A 19,668-nucleotide genomic window follows, 5' to 3' on the forward strand; every position below is an offset into this window, starting at 1 on the left:
TAGACCGCCCGCAATGAAGCGATGGGGCCAAACCGACAACGGAGGAGATGCCATGACATTGAATGTTCGGATTTCAGGACGGATCGGTCGCAAGGTCGACGACGTCTTCGATGCGGTCGTCAATCCGAAGAAGCTTTCGAGCTATTTCACCACGGTTGGCGGCGCAAGCGCGCCGCTCGTCGCGGGAACGACGGTCATCTGGTGGAAGAATGCACCCGTCGAAGTCAATGAGGTGGAAGATAACAAGCGCATCGTCTTTCACTGGGACGGCGGCACCGGCGAGGATGGCATTCGCTACAAGACCAAGGTCGAGATGACGTTCGATGCCCTGGAGGATGGCGGTACGCTTGTCATCATCGAGGAAACCGGCTGGCGCGAGGACGAGGCCGGTCGCCGTGGCACCTATCTGAATTGCGAAGGGTGGACGCAGATGCTTTGCTGCATGAAGGCCTTCGTGGAATATGGGATTAATCTGCGCGAAGGGTTCTTCCTGAGTGAAATGCGCGGAGAGCCGGCGGAAGCGCCGGATCGCTGAACTCCCAAGAAGATGTGCCGAGCGTCATAAAGCTCTTCCCCGAATTGACCAATCTGCCGGTGGCCCGGCGCCGAGATGGGCGCCGGGCCAATCCGTTTGCCCATGCGCCTGACTGCTTCTTTTCCTTGACTTCAGCCGGCTCAGTCGAAGTGGGTCGAAAGGTCAGGTTGACGACGGCGGATGAAGATCTATCTTACGTTGTGGTTGCTCGGCAAATAATCGCCCCCGCCTGCGGTTCGAACGCGACGGCACGCCCGATGGAAGGCGTGGCCGGACTGATGACCGGGTGAAGAATTCCTGATAGAGGCGGCGTTCGAGCGGGGATTTGGAAGATCACTTTTGTGTGTGGATAAGCTTAAAAGCCGGGTGAATGACAAAATCCTTTAAATAATAACAGATTCATTGCTGGCGGAACGGGGCCTGCGCCAAAATTGCCTAAATTCAGAATGATGGGAGCGCGCGTCACAACGGGCTCATCGAAAGAAGTGTATACGGCTCCGCGAAGACGCGTCGTCGATGTTGCTGAATATCCGAACAGTCGGAACCGGCGAAGATCACTATAGACAGGTAGAGTATGTCGAGCCCAATCGATCTGGAAAATGCCGATGAAGAATTGGAAGAGCGTGGCGGTATCGTCGGTCTGCTGAACCGCTACCGCCCCCTGATCATCGGTCTTCTGACCATCGCCGTATTCTGCATTGCCGCCTATGCGATCTACGATCTCACCAACGAGGTGCGCTACGACGACGTCGTCCACGCCTTGACGACGACGAAGATCTCTTCGGTGCTGCTTGCGCTGTTGTTTACTGGGCTGAGCTTCGCTTCGCTGATCTACTACGACCAGAATGCGCTCGAATATATCGGCAAGCGCCTGCCGTTCCCGCATGTGGCGCTGACCTCCTTCAGCGCCTATGCGGTCGGCAACACGGCCGGCTTCGGCGCGCTCAGCGCCGGCGCGATCCGCTACCGCGCCTATACCCGGCTCGGCCTGTCGCCGGACGATATCACCCGCGTCATCGCTTTCGTCACGCTCGCCTTCGGTCTTGGCCTCGCCGCCGTCGGTGCCATCGCGCTTCTGGTCATCGCCGACGAGATCGGTCCGCTGATCAGCGTCGACGGATTGTGGCTGCGGCTGATCGCCATCGCCATTCTCGCGGCACTCGCTTTCGTTGTCTACGCCGGCCGCAACGGTCGCGAGGTGCGCATTGGGCCGGTCGCCGTCCGTCTGCCGGATTCGCGCACCTGGTCGCGGCAGTTCCTCGTCACCGCCTTCGATATCGCCGCCTCGGCCTCCGTGCTCTATGTGCTGTTGCCGGAAACCTCGATCGGATGGCCGGGCTTCTTTGCCATCTATGCAATTGCCGTCGGCCTCGGCGTGCTCAGCCACGTTCCGGCTGGCTTCGGCGTGTTTGAGACCATCATCATCGCCTGGCTCGGCAGCTCGGTGAATGAAGATGCCGTGCTCAGCTCGCTGGTTCTCTATCGCGTCATCTACAACGTCATCCCGCTTGTCATCGCCATCGCCGCGATTTCGGTGGCGGAGCTGCGCCGCTTCGTCGATCATCCCGTGGCCTCGAGCATGCGCCGCATCGGCGCGCGCGTCATGCCGCAGCTGCTGTCGGCCTTCGCATTGCTGCTCGGCATGATGCTGGTCTTCTCGAGCGTGACGCCGACGCCGGATCAGAACCTGATCGTGCTTTCCGGCTACCTGCCGCTGTCGCTCGTTGAAAGCGCGCATTTCCTGTCGAGCCTGCTCGGGCTTGCGATCATCGTGGGAGCGCGCGGTCTCAGCCAGCGTCTCGACGGCGCCTGGTGGGTGGCGATCTTCTCGGCGCTGCTGGCCCTGTTCCTCTCGTTGCTCAAGGCCATCGCCATTGTCGAGGCCGGGCTTCTGGCCTTCTTCGTCTTCAGCCTCGTCGTCAGCCGCCGCCTGTTCAAGCGGCCGGCCTCGTTGCTCAACCAGACGCTGACGGCCGGATGGCTGACCTCCATCGCCGTGATCTGCATCGGCGCCATCGTCGTGCTGCTCTTCGTCTATCGCGATGTCGGCTACAACAACCAGCTCTGGTGGCAGTTCGAATTCGCCGATGAAGCGCCGCGCGGCCTTCGCGCAGCGCTCGGCATCTGCATCGTCTCGGCGGCGATCGCGATCTTCAGCCTTCTGCGTCCGGCAACGAAACGACTGGAGCCGGTAACGGGCGATGCCGTGACGCGTGCCGTCGAAGTCGTCCGCAGCCAAGGCGTGGCAGACGCCAATCTGGTGCGCATGGGCGACAAGAACATCATGTTCTCGGAAAAGGGCGATGCCTTCATCATGTATGGCAAGCAGGGGCGCTCGTGGATTGCGCTCTTCGATCCGGTCGGCCCACGACACGAGCTGCCGGATCTGATCTGGCGTTTCGTCGAAACCGCGCGTGCGGCGGGTTGCCGTTCCGTGTTCTATCAGATCTCGCCGTCGCTTCTGTCCTATTGCGCCGATGCCGGTTTGCGTGCCTACAAGCTCGGTGAACTGGCCGTGGTCAACCTTGCCAATTTCGAGCTGAAAGGCGGCAAATGGGCCAACCTCAGGCAGACCGCGAGCCGCGCGGTTCGCGATGGACTAGAATTTGCCGTTATCGAGCCGCAAGATATACCCGAAGTCATGGATCAGCTTACCCATGTGTCCGACACGTGGCTTGCAGATCACAATGCCAAGGAAAAGAGCTTTTCGCTTGGCGCGTTCGACCTAGACTATGTGTGCTCGCAGCCGGTCGGTGTGTTGAAAAAGGATGGTAAGATCGTCGCTTTTGCGAATATTCTGATGACGGAGACCAAGGAGGAGGGGTCCGTCGACCTGATGCGTTTTTCGCCCGATGCCCCGAAGGGTTCGATGGATTTTCTGTTCGTGCAGATCCTCGAATACCTCAAAGGTCAGGGCTTTTTGCGTTTCAACCTTGGCATGGCACCGCTGTCGGGCATGTCGAGACGAGAATCGGCGCCGGTTTGGGACAGGGTCGGGGGGACTGTCTTCGAACACGGCGAGCGCTTCTATAACTTCAAGGGGCTTCGTGCCTTCAAATCCAAATTCCATCCCGAATGGCAGCCGCGCTATCTGGCTGTTTCGGGAGGTGTGAGTCCAATGATCGCGTTGATGGATGCCACATTCCTCATCGGGGGCGGACTAAAGGGGGTCGTGAGGAAATGATCTTGAAATACGCAATGTCATTGGTTTTCGCCGGCATGCTGTCGATGGGCCTGCTCGCCACGGGCGCGGCAAGGGCCGACGAAGACGATAGCAAATACGATCTGGGCATGATCCCGGCGCCGCATATCATGCGACCGCAGGGCAAGGTTTCGAATGAAGTCGTGCTGATTTCCGATCTCGCCGGTTGGGGCGACAAGGAGAAGGCGGTTGCCGACAAGCTCGTCGCCAACGGCTCGCTGGTCATCGGCATCGACTATCCGTCCTTTCTGGCGTCGCTCAACAAATACGACGTCAAGCAGAACGACGGCTGCATCTATATCGTCGCGGATCTGGAATCGCTCAGCCAGCAGGTGCAGCGCTCCTTTGCCGACAGCACCTATCAGCTTCCGATCATCGCGGGCGTCGGCGCGGGCGGCGCCATGGCGCTGACGATTGCGGCCCAGACGCCGGATGCGACCGTTGCCGGTACGCTCGCCGTCGATCCGACGGCAGGCATTGGGCTGAAGCAGGAACTCTGCACGCCGGCCGAAAAGAAGACCGATGGCGACATGGTGTCCTTCGGCCTGCAGGACGGCACCTTGCCGAACCCGATCCTCGTCACCTTCACCGCCAACGCGCCGAAGGACGGACGCGAGCATGTCGAGGAGCTCCAGAAGGATCATCCCGACGTCCAGGCAACGGATTCGGACAATACCGACACCTATGCGACGCTCGAGGCTTCGCTTGCGGATCTGATGAAGACGATCGACAGCTCCAAGTCGCCGCTCGGCCTGCCGGTCGACGTCATGGAGACGACGCCAACGGAGGACACGCTCGCCATCGTCTATTCCGGCGACGGCGGCTGGCGCGATATCGACAAAGAAGTCGGCAGCTATCTGCAGGATCAGGGCATTCCGGTCGTCGGCGTCGATTCACTGCATTATTTCTGGACCGAGAAGGACCCGCAGCAGACGGCAACGGACCTCGGACGGATCATCGACTTCTACACCAAGCGCTTCAAGGTCAAGCATGTGGTGTTGGTCGGCTACTCCTTCGGGGCCGATGTGCTGCCGGCGAGCTATAATCGCCTGCCGCAGGCTGCAAAGGACAAGATCGTGCAGATATCGCTGCTGTCGCTGTCGCAGAAGGTCGACTATGTGATCTCGGTCATGGGCTGGCTCGGCGCGACAAGCGAAGGGAAGGGCGGCGATCCCGTCACCGACCTCAAGTCGATCAATCCGAAGATGGTGCAGTGCGTCTATGGCAAGGATGACGACGAAGATGTCGCCTGCCCGCTGCTGAAGGGCACCGGTGCAGAAATCATCGCCATGGATGGCGGCCATCACTTCGACGACGATTACGAGGCGCTGGCGAACCATATCATCAATGGTCTGAAGAGCCGCCTCGGCGAGTGATTGATTGCAGCGCGCGGCAGAGGTCTCGCCGCGCGCTACCGCCTTCTTCCAATCGCGATCCCCCACCTTCATCCGGTTTGACGTTGCCGATCGCGCGGCTTTCGTGTGCCCTGCATCAGCATTCGTTTGCTTCTTGCGCCGCGTGCCGCTAGTCGGAAGAAACATCTATCGGGAGCCGGTTTCATGCCGTGCTTGCTCACCGTCCCATCCAGAAAGGTCCGTCCTTGTCCGCTGCATCGTCTTCCGCCTTCACCAAGATCTATTCCGGCTTCCTGTTCGACATGGACGGCACGATCATCAATTCGATCGCCGCAGCCGAGCGCGTCTGGGGCAACTGGGCGCGTGCCCAGGGTCTTGATGTCGAGAAGTTCATGCCGACCATGCATGGCAAGCGCGGCGTCGATACGATTGGCCAGTTGAATCTGCCTGGGGTCGATCCGATCGCGGAGGCGCTGAAGATCGAGCAGGCCGAGATTGCCGATGTCGAAGGTGTCGTCGCACTGCCGGGCGCCGTCGATTTCCTGGCGTCGCTGCCGCCGGAGCGCTGGGCGATCGTGACCTCGTCGCCCTACCGCCTGGCGCTGGCGCGGCTGGATGCTGCCGGAATTCCGGTGCCGCGCTTCATCGTGACAGCCGAGGACGTCAAGGTCGGCAAGCCTGATCCGCAGGGCTATATTCTCGGTGCACAGCGCCTCGGCCTCAGCCCTTCGGAATGCCTGGTGTTTGAAGACGTTATGGCCGGCGTCAAGGCGGGCGAGGCGGCCGGTGCCGATGTGGTGGTCATCACCGCCACGCATTCGCATCCGATCGAGACCAATCACACGACACTGCAGAATTATGAAAATGTTCGCGCGCATGTGGATGGCGACGGAAAATTGTCGATCATTCGCAAGGGCTGATCGCGCCGGCTCCTTGCTGCGACAGCCGCATGTCGCATTCGCGCTTTGCAATGCGCTGCCGGCTCATTATGTTTTCGTGATATCATAGATGTTTGCGAAGATCCGATGAGCCCTAGAGAGCTGAAAGCCCAATATCGCAAGGAGCGTCTTGCCGAGCGCGACGCGATCGCGCCGGAAGAGCGTATCGAGAAGGGGCTTGCCATGGCCGATCATGGCGATGCCATCGATGTCGAGCCGGGAGAGATCGTTTCCGGCTTTCTGCCGATCCGGTCCGAAGTGGACATAAGGCCGTTGATGGCCCGCTTGCGGGAGCGAGGCGCGCGGCTTTGCGTGCCCGTCATCGTCGACCGCAGCACGATCGTCTTTCGCGAACTTCTGCCCGGCGCCCCGCTTGTCTCCTCCGGTTTCGGTACGTCGGGACCGGGGCCCGATGCGGCCGTGCTCGATCCCGATGTCATGCTGGTGCCGCTTTCCGCTTTCGACAAAACGGGTCATCGCATCGGTTATGGAGCCGGCTATTATGACCGTGCGATCGACCGTTTGCACCAAAAAGGCTTGAATCCGCGGCTGATCGGCATTGCATTCGATTGCCAAGAAGTGCCATCAGTACCGGCTGAGCCGCATGATATCCGTCTTGACGCGATTTTGACCGAGAGCGGACTCAATTTCGTTTCGGAAGTGATTGGATAGGGAATGCGGCTGCTTTTTCTGGGTGACATGGTCGGCAAGACGGGACGGACTGCGGTATGGGATCGCCTGCCGGGGCTCGTGTCCGACCTGAAACTCGATTTCGTCATCGTCAACGGCGAGAATGCCGCCGGCGGCTTCGGCATCACCGAGGATATCTTCCTCGAAACCATCAATGCCGGCGCCGATGTGGTGACGACGGGCAACCATGTCTGGGACCAGAAGGAGGCCGTTGTCTTCTGCGAGCGCCACGACCAGTTCCTGCGTCCCGCCAACTATCCGGCCGGTACGCCCGGCCGCGGCTCCGGCATCTATTATGCCCGCAATGGTGCCCGCGTGCTTGTGGCCAACATCATGGGTCGCGTGTTCATGCATCCGGAGCTGGACGACCCCTTCAAGTCTGCCGAGGCCATTCTGGATGCCTGCCCGCTGAAAGAGCAGGCGGATGCGATCATCTTCGATTTTCATGCGGAAGCGACCAGCGAGAAGCAGTGCTTCGGCCATTTCGTCGATGGCCGCGCCAGCTTCGTCGTCGGCACGCATACGCATGTGCCGACCGCCGATGCACAGATCCTGAATGGGGGCACCGCTTATATGTCGGATGCCGGCATGTGCGGCGACTATGATTCCTCGCTCGGCATGGAAAAGGAAGAGCCGCTCAACCGGTTCATCTCGAAGATGCCGAAGGGACGGTTCGAGGCCGCTTCCGGCCCGGCGACCATCTGCGGCGTTGGTGTCGAGATTTCCGATGCGACGGGATTGGCCAAAAAGATCGCGCCGCTGCGGCTCGGCCCGCGCCTTGCGGAAACCATTCCGGATTTCTGGCGCTGATTGCTGCGCGCTAATTCATCGTTCTCATGGGATGACGTGATTGTGAGCAATCGCGTCTGAATGTCGCTGGACCTGTTTCGGGTCATGCCGCATCCTTTCGCCACTGTCTGGCTTGAGGGGATGGCATGATGCCGCGATTTCCTGTCCTTGCCGTATTCTTCCTGGCGATGATCTTTAGCTCGGGCGCAACGGATGCCCAACAAAAGCCGGTGCGTCCGCAGCCGAGCCAGTGTCAGGCGATCGCGCAGTCTCTGCCCAAGGCGACATTCGCCAGTTTTTCTCCCCTCGGCCCGACGCTTGCCAATGATCCCGTCAATGGCGACGTGAAAATCACTTTCCTCGGTCACGCCACGCTTTTCATTGAAACGCCCGGCGGCGTTTCCATCGCCACGGATTATAGCGGCGCCTATCCGCCGCCTTACACGCCCGAAGTTGTGACGATGAACAAGGCGCATCCAAGCCACTACACTTTGACACCCGATCCGGCGATCAAATATGTGCTGCATGGATGGAGCGATACGCCCGGAGAGCCGGCAAAGATCCGCATGACCGTCGGCGACACGCTGATCCGCAATGTCGTGACCGACATTCGCTCCTGGGGCGGCGGCATCGAGGCCAATGGCAATTCGATCTTCATCTTCGAGGTGGCGGGCCTCTGCATCGGCCATCTGGGACATCTGCATTTCGAGCTTACCGACCAGCAATATGCCGAGATCGGCCGGCTCGACGTGGTGATGGTGCCGGTCGATGGCGGCCTGACCATGGGGGCGGACAGCATGAGCCGCGTCGTCAAGCGGCTGCGTTCGTCGCTGATCCTGCCCATGCATCGCTGGGGACCGCCGATCGACCAGTTCCTGGCGCTTTTCGGTCCCGATTTCGATGTCGGCTATGCGCCGACGCCAAGTGTTACTGTGTCCGTGAAGACCTTGCCACGCAAGCCGCTGATCTATGTGCTCAAGGGGCTTTGACGATTTTCGTTGGGATATGCATCGCGCCTATCTATGCAACCTCCACTCGTCATGATTGATTGCGCTGTACCATTGGGGGAAGCGCATGAACCGAGTTCTTTTGACTGCAATAATGGCTGCGGCGCTATCGGGTTGTGTCTCTCCAAACCCGGTCAGCACGACATCCGATGGCTACCGCATCGAGAAATTCAGTCACGGATCGGTTTTCGTCGGCAAAAGCAGCGATCCGTTCACGCCCGGCACTTGGAGCGTCGACTGCCCGATCGACTCGATGACCGACAAGCGGGATTGCAGCATCTCCACCGTGCCGGGGGCGCCCCTTCGCATCCGCTACGGCAATTCGACCACGCCACAAAGCGTCTGTGTAACTGGGAGCGTGATCACCGCCTTGATGCGAGTCGACAATAACCCCCCGATTACCACCGACGGTAAGGGCTGCGTTCCGGCCAGCCAAATCATCGGCCAGCTCAAGACCGGCACCATCTTCCGGGCGAGATATGGCGTGATGACTGAAAGTCTTACCGATCCGAGGCCGATCCTCCGTGAGGGAACGGCTTCGCTCGAGGGATTGAACAAGGCCATGGAGACCGTTGCGGATATCCAGGCGGGAAGGCTTGCCGTCATGCCATAGGAATGGCGGCGGAAGGCTTCTGCCGCCGCCGTTACCCGGCTTTTTACTTGAATGAAGGCCGCTTCGCTCTTATAAGGCAGCCATTCCCAACAAAAGACGTGAACAGGGGTGCCATGGCTGGCCATTCACAGTTTAAAAACATCATGCACCGCAAGGGTCGTCAGGACTCGGTGCGTTCGAAAATGTTCTCGAAGCTGGCGCGCGAAATCACCGTCGCTGCCAAATCGGGCCTGCCCGACCCGACCATGAACGCAAGCCTGCGCCTGGCGATCCAGAACGCCAAGGCCCAGTCGATGCCGAAGGACAATATCGATCGCGCCATCAAGAAGGCGTCCGGTGCCGACACCGAGAATTACGACGCGATCCGCTACGAGGGTTACGGCCCCGGCGGCACGGCGATCATCGTCGAAGCGCTGACCGACAACCGCAACCGCACGGCTTCCAACGTCCGCTCGATCTTCACCAAGGCCGGCGGCGCGCTCGGCGAAACCGGTTCGGTGTCCTTCTCCTTCGATCACGTTGGCGAAATCACCTACAAGCCGACTGTTGGCGATGCCGACAAGGTCATGGAAGCAGCGATCGAAGCCGGCGCCGATGACGTCGAGAGCGATGAAGAAGGTCATGTGATCATCTGCGGTTTTGAATCCCTCGGCGAAGTTGCCAAGGCGCTCGAAGCTACACTCGGCGAAGCCGAGACGGTCAAGGCGATCTGGCGCGCGCAGAACAACGTGCCGGTCGACGAAGAAAAGGCGCAGTCGCTGCTGAAGCTCATCGACAATCTTGAAGACGATGACGACGTTCAGAATGTCTATTCGAACTTCGAAGTTTCGGAAGAGGTACTGGCCAAGCTCTCGGCCTGATCCTTCGTAGTTATCCAAGAAAGCCGGCCGCAGCGATGCGGCCGGCTTTCTGCGTTATGGGTTTGTCGCGCGGGTGAAATCGTCGCGGAAGGCGGAAAGGTCCGGTGCGGCGACATCAGAGACGGCCCAGAAGACCAGCCCGTCCACGTGCCATTCGACGAAATTATAGCCATCCTTCTCGGTATTGCTGCGAGTCTCCAACGTGGCGGGCCAAATGAAGAGATTGATGACATGGCCGTGCCGGCGGTAGATCAGCGCCGCCACTACGCGGCCGTCGAGGTAGTCCACCCGGCCGCCAACGAGAGGGAAGCCCTGTGCCGCCAGATCGACCACGGGCGGCGAGAAATCGATCTTGCCGTTGAACCAAGGCTTGACGGTGTGCTGATCGGAGGTCAGCACGTCGGTCAGATGATCGGCGAGCATCGAACGAACGTGGCTGGCAAGAAGCTGATCCTCGATCGACTGGCTCTGCTGCGGCACGTTCAGCACCAGCATGAGGCTTGCAGCCAGCACCGCGAGTGACGGCACGAAGCTCCAGTCACGGATGAAACGCAAGCCGCGGCGCCACGGGTTTCCCGCTTGGTTCGCGGCCGCCGTTGCGCGCCTCGTCATGGCCTGTTCCAGCGAAAGTGCCGCCCGCACGCGAGCATGGACGGCCTCCGGCGCTTGCCATTTCACGCCTTCGCGTGCGGACAGACGCTTGACCATCAGGGCATTCTCCATCTCGTTGGCGCATTCCGGGCAGGTTGCCAGATGCGCCTCGAAGCGGGCGGCATTGGCTGCGTCCAGTTCGCCGTCGATGAAACCGTGCAGCAGGTCAGCCCACTCGCCATGATCGTCTTGTTCCCCGCCGCTCATCGCGCCGCCTCTTTTCCTTCAAGGCTGCGCCAGATCTCGCCGAAATCGCGGCGGGCGCGGGCGAGGCGTGACATGACAGTGCCGATCGGCGCATCGATAATGTCGGCGATCTCCTTGTAGGAAAGATCCTCAAGTTCGCGCAGGACCAGGATCTCGCGCATGGCATCGGGCAGCATGTTGATGACCTCGCGCACGCGCTGCGTTTCCGACTTGCGGATAAAGGCTGCTTCCGGCGTATCCTCCTCGGAAGCAGGTTCGGCGGAGGGCGAACCTTCGTCCGTCTCCCGTTCGTCGGTCATCGGTTGTTCGTAGCGGGTCTTGCGACGTCCTTCCTGCAGCCAAGCATGGTAGCAATTGCGGACGATGGTAAATGTCCAGGCACGGGCATCGCCATCGCGAAAGCCGCCGAAGCCACGGTAGGCGCGCAGATATGCCTCCTGCACGATATCCTGTGCGGCATCGGCATCCCGGCTCAGGAAGCGCGCGAAATTATAGGCGGCGTCGAGATGCGGGAGGATCGTATGCTGGAAGCGACGCATGGTCTCATCGGGCGATGAGATTGCATGCTGCAGCGGTGCAGCTTTGGCCGAGGGCTCCGCCACCGTCATCAGGAGGATGCGTTTGATGGCTTTCGGCGCCGCGATGGCTGCCCGCAGGCGAGCCAGAAGCCGCGCCAGCCGGCGTATTGCGGTGTCCTGCGGCCAGCGCCATGTCCATGCCTGGAGCGGGTCACTGAGCGTCATCGAAGTCATCATTCGGGCGTCTGTCATCGTGATCCCCGCAAAACGCCGATGTCGACTGTAAGCTTCGGATAGGGCGCTTGCAATGTTGTCTGAGAAGCTAGATCGCGCACGTGCGAGTTTTATTCCCGATCGCATGCAAAAAAATCGCCGATACCAGATGTCGAAGTCTGTGATGTCACCGCTTTAATCCATCTCGATAGAATAATTCCATATATATCAATGGCTTGATAAAAATCTCCCTCTGATGGGGAATAAGCGCCCATCGCCGTCGATCTTCTTCCTCAGTGGATGGCCGCTATCGCTTGCGACCTCCGCCTGGCCCGAAAGCCATAACCCTGAGGAGATATTGCGATGTTTGATATGACCCGCCGCACCGTTCTCGGCACGGCTGTAGCTGCGGCAGCCTTCGGTCTGTCGTCGAAGCTCGAATTCATCCCGCAAGCCTTTGCCGCCACCCCGCTGGAGCCAACGGTCGGTTTCGACAAATACAAGGTCGGTTCGATCGAGGTCACGGCCATTTATGACGGCATCTGGCGCAAGCCCCACGATCCGGCCTTCATCAAGAATGCTTCCGTCGAAGACACCAAGGACGCGCTTTCCAAGGCCGGCCTTACCACGGACTTCATGCCCATTCCGCTGACCGTCGTCGTTCTCGATATCGGCGGCCGCAAGATCATGATGGATGCCGGCTCGGGTGTCGGGCAGTGGCAAACCAATGCCACGCATCTGCCGGCCAACATGGCCGCCGCCGGTATCGACTACAAGAAGATCGATACGATCATGATCTCGCATTTCCATCCCGACCATGTCTGGGGCCTGATGGAAAAGGGAACGAACGCGGCAATCTTCCCGAATGCCGAACTGATCGTCAACGCTGCCGAATACAATTGGTGGACCGATCCCGGCCGTGTCGACAAGCTGGCGGAAGGCCGCAAGGAAGCCGGCCGGCGCATTGCCTCCGTCTTCCCGACGTGGAAGAACTGGAAGCTGGTCGAGGATAATGCCGAAGTGGCGCCCGGCGTGCATATGCTGGCCGCCTATGGCCATACGCCGGGGCACTCGGTCTTCCTCATCGATGGCGGCAGCGAGCAGCTGATGGTCTCGGCCGACATCATGTATGTGCCGGCGCTGCTTGCCCCCCATCCGGAATGGGAAGGCACTTACGATCAGGACGGCCCGATGGCCGTCACCACCCGCCGCAGGCTGATCGATCGCGTCATTGCCGACAAGATCAGGATCTGCGGATCGCATTTCCCGTTCCCAGGCTCCGGCACCTTCGTCAAGGACGGCAATGCCTACGGCTTTACCCCCACCATCCAGGCCTGAGCGGCCAAAACAGGAGCAAGTACCATGTTCAGACATGCCATTTTCGGGATCGCCGGCCTGTGCGCCGTCGCCATCCTGCCCGCCGCGACAGCAGGCGTTGCCTTCGCCGTCGACAACATGGAATCGACTGACGCGCCGGACCTCACCTCGGTTCGCGCCAAGATCGATGCGAAGGATTATGCCGGTGCGCTCGCCGAGCTTCGCGATATCGCAGAGGAGCACCAGCAGGCCGATGTCTATAATCTGATGGGCTTCACCCTGCGCAAGACCGGCGATTTCAAGACCTCGCTCACCTACTACACCAAGGCCCTGGAACTGCAGCCCGATCACAAGGGCGCGCACGAATATCTCGGCGAACTCTATGTCGAGACCGGCGACATGCCCAAGGCCCGGGAGCAGCTGGCAACGCTTGCCAAGCTTTGCCCGGCAGGCTGCGAGGAGCTTGAAGACCTGACCAAGGCGATCGCCGCAAAGGGCAACAACTAGCTCGCGGCTTCAACCGATCCGGCGGCATTTCCATTCGATCAAGTCGGTGAGATGCCGCCGGACAGCCTGCGGATATTAATGGGAAGGAGATAGGCCATGGAATTCGAAACGGAGAATGCCGTTCTCGTCAACTTGGCAGACATGGCCCTGTTGTTCGGCCGCCTGCTGCTGTCGTTGCTCTTTCTGGAGGAGGGCATCGAACTTGCCAGTAATTTCGATGGTGCGCTGGAGGCCATGGCCAAGCTCGGCGTCGCTGCGCCCATAGCAACCGCCACCATTCTGCTGCAGCTTTCAGCCGGGCTTGCGATTGCAATCGGGTTGATGACGCGATTGGCAGCATTTGGCCTCGGCCTGTTCTGCCTGTTGACGGCGACGCTCTTTCACACGAACTTCGCCAGCCACAACGAGTTGCTGCATTTCGAGAAGGATCTGGCGATCGCGGGCGGGATGTTCGTGCTGATCGTTGCCGGCGGCGGAAAGCTCTCGGCGGATATGGTCGTCCGCCGTCATTGGAAGACGAGGCTCGTGGCTTGAGCCCGTCGATCGTCCGGTGAGCTCACGCAAAGTGGGCTCACCGGAAACTTTTCCGTAAAGGTCAGGCGGCTTTCTTGAAGCTTGGAAGCGTCGCGAAGAGTTCCACCGACTTCAGCCGCGCCTCGATATTGTGGACCGGCATCGAAATGATGACTTCGTCGGCCCCGGTGTCCTTGATGAATTGCGAGAGCTTCGTCTCCGCCGTGGCGGGAGAGCCGACCACGGCATAACGCAGCGTATTTTCCACGTTCAGCTTTTCCATCGGCGTCCAGAAATCGTCCATGCGCTCAAGCGGGCGCGGGAAGGGGCCGCGCACGTTTCGCCGCAGGTTGACGAATTGCTGCTGTGCCGAGGTGAAGTGGTACTGCGCTTCCTTGTCCGTTTCCGCGACCGCGCCCATGACGCCGACCATGACATAGGGTTTTTCCAGTGTGGCCGAAGCGGTGAAGCGGTCGCGATAGATGGCGATGGCGTCCATCAGGGATTCCGGCGCAAAATGCGAGGCGAAGGCGTAGGGCAGGCCGAGCATGGCGGCGAGATGGGCGCTGTAGAGGCTCGAGCCGAGCAGCCAGATGGGTATGCTGGAGCCATGGCCGGGAACGGCGAGGATAATCTGGCCCTCATCGGCCGGGCTCAGAAGATGTTGCAGCTCGACGATATCTTGCGGGAAGCTTTGCGCTCCGGCGTCGATGTTGCGGCGCAGGGCCTGCGCCGTACGCATGTCGGTGCCTGGCGCACGGCCAAGGCCTAGATCGACACGGCCGGGAAACAGGGCTTCCAGCGTCCCGAACTGCTCGGCGATGACGAGTGGCGAATGGTTCGGCAGCATGACGCCGCCCGAACCTATGCGGATGCGGGAGGTGGCAGCGCCGACATGGCCGATGACGACGGATGTTGCAGCACTCGCAATCCCGGGCATGCCGTGATGCTCGGCGAGCCAGAACCTGTTGTAGCCAAGTTCTTCCGCCTTCTGCGCCATGCGCTTCGAGCTTTCGAAGGATTGGCTGATGGTGCTGCCTTCGGCAACGGGCGAAAGATCGAGGATGGAAAAGGGAACCATGGCAAGAAACCTGCGTGGTTGAAGGGAGGGTTGCTCCCACATGTAGGAGCGCCGTCCGCGCATTCCAAACCCCATGCCGCAATTTCGTCACGATGTTTTTCGTGCGGCCTCAGTGATCGCAAACTGTGTCTTGTTTTTGTTTTGTTCACATTTTGCTGGCACATGTCAGGGCTGAAAGATAGGTTGGCTTATGCAGAATACGATTCGCATCATCGGTATCGATCCGGGCCTGCGCCGTACCGGTTGGGGCATCATCGACACGCTCGGCAACTCCCTGCGTTTCGTCGCGTCGGGAACCGTGACGTCGGATGGTGACATGGATCTCGCATCCCGCCTTTGCCAGCTGCATGACGGGCTTGCCGAGGTCGTTCACAGCTATCAGCCAGACGAGGCCGCCGTCGAGCAGACTTTCGTCAACAAGGATGCCGTGGCGACGTTGAAGCTCGGCCAGGCGCGTGGTGTCGTCATGCTGGTGCCGGCGCGCGCCGGCCTGCCGGTGTCGGAATATGCGCCGAATGCGGTCAAGAAGGCAGTCATCGGCGTCGGCCACGGCGAGAAACAGCAGATCCACATGATGCTGAAGATCCTGATGCCCAAGGTCGAGTTCAAGGGCAATGATGCGGCCGATGCGCTCGCCATTGCCGTCTGCCATGCCCATAACCGCGGCGCCAGCCGGCTACGGCAGGCGGCATTGGCAGGATAGTTTGTTCTTGACTTGTTCTTGTGGTAATGATAATTCTTACTCCAGGATCGGAGAGTAAGAATGCGTGTGACATCCAAAGGGCAGGTGACCATTCCCCGCGACTTGCGCGAATTGGCTGGCATAGAGCTCAACAGTGAAGTCATATTTTCCGTCGAGGATGGAAAGCTGGTTGTTTCGCCCAAGAACGGTAAGCGGGAAATGGAAGATCGGCAGCGGCTCGATCGGTTCATGGCCACTCTCAAGCGTTTGGAAGGCACCGGCGATCAGGATATCGACGCCGACGCGTTGATGTCGATGACCCGTGACCGGTGAACATGGTCACCATCGTCGACACGAATGTGCTGGTTGATTTGGCGATCTCAAATTCAGCTTGGCATGGCTGGTCCAGCGGACAGGTTCTTTCCGCTTTCAAGCGAGGACCGGTCGTCATCAACCCCATTATCTATGCGGAATTCTCGGTGCGTTACAGCAGTGTGGACCAGGTGGACGAACTGTTGCCGCAAAGCGAATTTCGTCGCGAAAGCCTGCCTTGGTCCGCTGCATTTGCCGCTGCCGCGGCTTTCAAGATTTATCGCCAGAGTGGTGGGGGACGCGAGCGTATTCTTCCCGACTTTCTGATCGGTGCGCATGCCGCTATTCGCGGTTACTCGATATTGACACGAGATTCCAAAGGCTATCGGTCCTATTTCCCGACTGTTGACCTCATTTCCCCCGAAACCCATCCCTGACGGACTTTATCCATGATCGGCAAGCTGAAAGGCACAATAGAAGAGATCGGCGAAGACTATGTGCTCGTGGACGTGCATGGCGTCTGCTATGTCGCCTATTGCTCGGCCCGAACATTGTCGAAGCTCGGCTCCGTCGGCGAGGCCTGCATTCTCTTTATCGAGACCTATGTGCGCGAGGATCAGATCCGGCTTTTCGGTTTCATGACGGCGCTGGAACGCGAATGGTTCAACATCGTGCAGACGGTGCAGGGCGTGGGCGCCAAGGTGGCGCTGGCGCTGCTGTCGACGCTGACGCCGGCCGAGCTTGCCAATGCGATCGCCCTGCAGGATCGCGCCGCCGTTTCGCGGGCGCCCGGCGTCGGCCCGAAGGTTGCGATGCGCATCGTGACGGAACTCAAGAACAAGGCTCCGGCCTTTGCCGGAGATGCTGCCAATATCGGGCTCAAGCAGGAATTGGGGGATGGGGTTGCGGCCGCGCCGGTTGCCGATGCCGTCTCGGCGCTCAGCAATCTCGGCTATTCGCGCGATCAGGCCGCCAATGCCGTTGCCGCTGCCCTGAAAGCCGCCGGCGAGGGCGCCGACAGTGCCAAGCTGATCCGCCTCGGCCTCAAGGAACTCTCGCGGTGAGGCTTTGCACCTTCCGCAATCCTTACTATTGTCGCAAAGTCGAGAGATCGAGCTTCTGCGCCTCTTCGCCAAAGAATGTTTTCGACGCGGCAGATGTGATACTGCCTTCGGCGCGGAAGCTGCGAAACGCATACCGGGAATGGAACCTCTGACATGAGTGAAGCCGCACGTCTGATATCGCCGGAAAAGCGGGGCGAAGATATCGATGCGACGCTCAGGCCGCAATCGCTGGACGAGTTCACCGGCCAGGCGGAAGCGCGTGCCAATCTGAAGGTCTTCATCGAAGCGGCCAAGGGACGCGGCGAGGCGCTTGACCATGTGTTGTTCGTTGGGCCTCCCGGCCTCGGCAAGACGACGCTGGCGCAGATCATGGCCAAGGAGCTCGGGGTCAATTTCCGCTCGACCTCCGGCCCGGTCATCGCCAAGGCGGGCGATCTTGCGGCGCTGCTGACCAATCTTGAAGAGCGCGACGTGCTCTTCATCGACGAAATCCATCGTCTCAACCCGGCCGTCGAAGAAATCCTCTATCCGGCGATGGAGGACTTCCAGCTCGATCTCATCATCGGCGAGGGGCCGGCGGCGCGTTCGGTCAAGATCGATCTTGCCAAGTTCACGCTGGTTGCCGCGACGACCCGTCTCGGCCTGCTGACGACGCCGTTGCGCGATCGCTTCGGCATTCCCGTGCGGCTGAGCTTCTACACGGTCGAGGAACTGGAACTGATCGTCCGGCGCGGTGCCAGGCTGATGGGTCTCGGTATGACTGATGAGGGCGCGCGCGAGATTGCGCGCCGGGCCCGCGGCACGCCGCGCATCGCCGGCCGGCTGCTGCGCCGCGTGCGCGATTTCGCCGAGGTCGCCAAGGTCGAGGCTGTGACCCGGGAGATTGCCGACGAGGCGCTAACGAGGCTTCTCGTCGACAATGTCGGCTTCGACCAGCTCGACAAACGCTACCTCAACATGATCGCCGTCAACTTCGGTGGCGGGCCTGTCGGCATCGAAACGATCGCCGCCGGCCTTTCCGAACCGCGCGATGCGATCGAAGACATTATCGAACCCTATATGATCCAGCAGGGCTTCATTCAAAGGACGCCGCGCGGCCGTGTCTTGACTGCTATCGCCTGGAAGCATCTGGGCCTGCAGCCGCCCAAGGACCTGGAGGCCGCCCAGTTCCGGCTGTTCCAGGAGGGGGACTGAATGCTCGGCCGTCGTGCCTTTCTGAAGCTTTTCGGCGGCAGCGTTTTCGGTTTGATGGCTCTCGGGGGATATGCCCTCGGATATGAGCCGGTTATCCGTCTGGATGTGACCCGTTACGGGTTGACGCCGCCTGGATGGACGCCCGGGCTGAAGCTCAGGATCGTGGCGCTTGCGGATTTCCACGCCTGCGAACCCTGGATGACGGCCGAGCGTATCGGTTCGATCTGCGCTCATGCCAATGAGCTCGGCGGCGATATCATCTTGCTGCTGGGTGACTACACGTCGGGAACCAGTCTCGTTACCGGTCGTGTCGATCATCGCATTTGGGCGGCGGAGCTTGCGAAGCTGAAGGCGCCGCTTGGCGTTCATGCCATTCTCGGCAATCATGATTGGTGGCACGATGCGACGGCCCAGAGAACCGGCCACGGACCGACCTTCAGCCATCGCGCCTTGTCGGCCGTCGGTATCGAAGTCTATTCCAATCGGGCGGCGCGCCTGGAAAAGGAGGGCCAAGGGTTCTGGCTCGCCGGCGTCGAGGATCAGCTCGCCCTGCGGCGGAGCATACGCTGGAAGCGACCCTATACGAAAGGGCTCGACGATCTCGGGGGTACGCTGGCGCAGGTCACGGATAATGCGCCGGTCATTCTTCTCGCCCATGAGCCGGATATCTTCCCCGCCGTCCCGTCGCGGGTATCGCTCACCCTGTCCGGACATACGCATGGTGGGCAGGTAAGGATCTTCGGCTGGTCGCCCTATTCGCCGTCCCGCTATGGTGACCGATATGTCTATGGCCATATCGTCGAGGAGGAGCGCCACATCATCGTATCGGGTGGCCTCGGATGCTCCATCGCGCCGGTCCGCCTCGGCGTTCCGCCGGAGATCGTCGTCATCGACGTGGGATAGGGGATCATGCGGAAACGTAAGCTCATCAGATTGAACGCAGGTAGTTCGCGCTTCCAGATGCGTGTTGCGGGTCTTGGATTTCGCGACGGATATGTCCTGGTGCATCGTGCAACGCATGAAAGCTTCTGGACCTTTCCCGGCGGCCGGGCTGAGATCGGCGAGACCTCGGAAGAGACCTTGCGACGGGAGATGATGGAAGAGCTCGGCATTGACGTCACGGTCGGCCGTCTGCTGTGGTCAGTGGAGAATTTCTTCCATTACGAGCAGATGGACTGGCATGAACTCGGCCTCTACTATCTGATGGATACTCCGGTCGACTTTCCTTTCGATCCCGATGAGATCGTGCATCGCGTCCAGGACGGCGACAACGACCTGGAATTCAAATGGGTGCGGGCGACGCGAGCGGCGCTGGTCGCGCTCGACATCCCGCCCTATTTCATTGCCGAGGAAATCGAAAACCTGCCGCCGGCGTCGCGTCATCTCGTCTGGCGGGATGGCGATCTCGACAAGCCCTAGG

General features: G+C 60.4%; 22 protein-coding genes. 19 read left to right on the top strand and 3 right to left on the bottom strand.

Features of this window, described 5'->3' with window-relative positions:
- The first annotated feature begins 52 nt into the window (after window positions 1-52).
- The 9 genes from BJ928_RS11630 to BJ928_RS11670 all read left to right on the top strand — a co-directional run bounded on the left by BJ928_RS11630 (window position 53) and on the right by BJ928_RS11670 (window position 9,989).
- A complete protein-coding gene (locus BJ928_RS11630; RefSeq protein WP_047629099.1) occupies window positions 53-535 on the top strand; it encodes an SRPBCC domain-containing protein in 483 nt (160 codons plus the stop codon).
- 574 nt (window positions 536-1,109) lie between these two features.
- The gene (gene mprF / locus BJ928_RS11635; RefSeq protein ID WP_047629100.1) at window positions 1,110-3,719 is read left to right on the top strand and encodes a bifunctional lysylphosphatidylglycerol flippase/synthetase MprF; all 2,610 of its coding nucleotides are present in this window, start codon (window positions 1,110-1,112) and stop codon (window positions 3,717-3,719) included.
- 35 nt (window positions 3,720-3,754) lie between these two features.
- Window positions 3,755-5,113: an AcvB/VirJ family lysyl-phosphatidylglycerol hydrolase gene (locus BJ928_RS11640; protein WP_245432292.1), complete on the top strand. Its 1,359-nt coding sequence runs from the start codon at window positions 3,755-3,757 to the stop codon at window positions 5,111-5,113.
- Between the two features lie 224 nt (window positions 5,114-5,337).
- Window positions 5,338-6,012, top strand: coding sequence for an HAD family hydrolase (locus tag BJ928_RS11645; RefSeq protein WP_047629517.1), 675 nt, complete (start codon window positions 5,338-5,340; stop codon window positions 6,010-6,012).
- 105 nt (window positions 6,013-6,117) lie between these two features.
- On the top strand, window positions 6,118-6,702 hold the full coding sequence (locus tag BJ928_RS11650; RefSeq protein WP_047629102.1) for a 5-formyltetrahydrofolate cyclo-ligase: 585 nt from the start codon (window positions 6,118-6,120) through the stop codon (window positions 6,700-6,702).
- Between the two features lie 3 nt (window positions 6,703-6,705).
- The gene (locus tag BJ928_RS11655) at window positions 6,706-7,530 is read left to right on the top strand and encodes a TIGR00282 family metallophosphoesterase (protein WP_047629103.1); all 825 of its coding nucleotides are present in this window, start codon (window positions 6,706-6,708) and stop codon (window positions 7,528-7,530) included.
- 125 nt (window positions 7,531-7,655) lie between these two features.
- The gene (locus BJ928_RS11660) at window positions 7,656-8,498 is read left to right on the top strand and encodes an MBL fold metallo-hydrolase (protein WP_047629104.1); all 843 of its coding nucleotides are present in this window, start codon (window positions 7,656-7,658) and stop codon (window positions 8,496-8,498) included.
- An 85-nt stretch (window positions 8,499-8,583) separates the two neighbouring features.
- Window positions 8,584-9,129: a hypothetical protein gene (locus BJ928_RS11665; protein WP_147413899.1), complete on the top strand. Its 546-nt coding sequence runs from the start codon at window positions 8,584-8,586 to the stop codon at window positions 9,127-9,129.
- Window positions 9,130-9,242: 113 nt separating this feature from the next.
- Window positions 9,243-9,989, top strand: a complete 747-nt coding sequence (locus tag BJ928_RS11670) for a YebC/PmpR family DNA-binding transcriptional regulator (RefSeq protein WP_047629106.1) — start codon at window positions 9,243-9,245, stop codon at window positions 9,987-9,989.
- A gap of 54 nt (window positions 9,990-10,043) precedes the next feature.
- On the opposite strand, the gene BJ928_RS11675 is transcribed toward BJ928_RS11670, so the two are convergent.
- Together BJ928_RS11675 and BJ928_RS11680 are read right to left on the bottom strand one after the other, a co-directional pair.
- A complete protein-coding gene (locus tag BJ928_RS11675) occupies window positions 10,044-10,847 on the bottom strand; it encodes an anti-sigma factor (protein WP_047629107.1) in 804 nt (267 codons plus the stop codon).
- A complete protein-coding gene (locus BJ928_RS11680) occupies window positions 10,844-11,599 on the bottom strand; it encodes a sigma-70 family RNA polymerase sigma factor (protein ID WP_047629519.1) in 756 nt (251 codons plus the stop codon). The genes BJ928_RS11675 and BJ928_RS11680 overlap by 4 nt, the downstream gene beginning before the upstream one ends.
- A 342-nt stretch (window positions 11,600-11,941) precedes the next feature.
- Between BJ928_RS11680 and BJ928_RS11685 the strand changes: the two genes are divergently transcribed.
- From BJ928_RS11685 to BJ928_RS11695, 3 genes are all read left to right on the top strand, one after another.
- Entirely contained in the window at window positions 11,942-12,916 is a 975-nt protein-coding gene (locus BJ928_RS11685) for an MBL fold metallo-hydrolase (protein WP_047629108.1), read from the top strand.
- Window positions 12,917-12,940: 24 nt separating this feature from the next.
- Entirely contained in the window at window positions 12,941-13,402 is a 462-nt protein-coding gene (locus BJ928_RS11690; protein WP_047629109.1) for a tetratricopeptide repeat protein, read from the top strand.
- A 96-nt stretch (window positions 13,403-13,498) separates the two neighbouring features.
- Window positions 13,499-13,936, top strand: coding sequence for a DoxX family protein (locus BJ928_RS11695; RefSeq protein ID WP_052227508.1), 438 nt, complete (start codon window positions 13,499-13,501; stop codon window positions 13,934-13,936).
- Between the two features lie 61 nt (window positions 13,937-13,997).
- Here BJ928_RS11695 and BJ928_RS11700 read toward each other — a convergent pair whose 3' ends face one another.
- Window positions 13,998-14,996 (bottom strand): LLM class flavin-dependent oxidoreductase, encoded by a 999-nt coding sequence (locus tag BJ928_RS11700; RefSeq protein ID WP_047629110.1) that lies wholly within the window; start codon window positions 14,994-14,996, stop codon window positions 13,998-14,000.
- 190 nt (window positions 14,997-15,186) lie between these two features.
- Here BJ928_RS11700 and ruvC point away from each other — a divergent pair, with 190 nt between their 5' ends.
- The 7 genes from ruvC to BJ928_RS11735 all read left to right on the top strand — a co-directional run bounded on the left by ruvC (window position 15,187) and on the right by BJ928_RS11735 (window position 19,667).
- Window positions 15,187-15,699, top strand: a complete 513-nt coding sequence (gene ruvC / locus BJ928_RS11705) for a crossover junction endodeoxyribonuclease RuvC (RefSeq protein ID WP_004117339.1) — start codon at window positions 15,187-15,189, stop codon at window positions 15,697-15,699.
- Window positions 15,700-15,759: 60 nt separating this feature from the next.
- Complete coding sequence (locus tag BJ928_RS11710; protein ID WP_047629111.1) at window positions 15,760-16,011, top strand: AbrB/MazE/SpoVT family DNA-binding domain-containing protein; 252 nt, start codon at window positions 15,760-15,762, stop codon at window positions 16,009-16,011.
- Between the two features lie 2 nt (window positions 16,012-16,013).
- Window positions 16,014-16,427 (top strand): type II toxin-antitoxin system VapC family toxin, encoded by a 414-nt coding sequence (locus tag BJ928_RS11715; RefSeq protein ID WP_047629112.1) that lies wholly within the window; start codon window positions 16,014-16,016, stop codon window positions 16,425-16,427.
- Window positions 16,428-16,439: 12 nt separating this feature from the next.
- Complete coding sequence (ruvA, locus tag BJ928_RS11720; protein WP_047629113.1) at window positions 16,440-17,054, top strand: Holliday junction branch migration protein RuvA; 615 nt, start codon at window positions 16,440-16,442, stop codon at window positions 17,052-17,054.
- 153 nt (window positions 17,055-17,207) lie between these two features.
- Complete coding sequence (gene ruvB, locus BJ928_RS11725) at window positions 17,208-18,248, top strand: Holliday junction branch migration DNA helicase RuvB (protein ID WP_047629114.1); 1,041 nt, start codon at window positions 17,208-17,210, stop codon at window positions 18,246-18,248.
- Entirely contained in the window at window positions 18,249-19,151 is a 903-nt protein-coding gene (locus BJ928_RS11730; RefSeq protein ID WP_047629115.1) for a metallophosphoesterase, read from the top strand.
- A 6-nt stretch (window positions 19,152-19,157) separates the two neighbouring features.
- Complete coding sequence (locus tag BJ928_RS11735) at window positions 19,158-19,667, top strand: NUDIX hydrolase (RefSeq protein WP_183079396.1); 510 nt, start codon at window positions 19,158-19,160, stop codon at window positions 19,665-19,667.
- Window position 19,668: the final 1 nt, after the last annotated feature.

It is taken from the genome of Rhizobium sp. WW_1 (assembly GCF_003610155.1).
GTDB classification, from domain to species: Bacteria; Pseudomonadota; Alphaproteobacteria; order Rhizobiales; family Rhizobiaceae; genus Rhizobium; species Rhizobium tropici_A.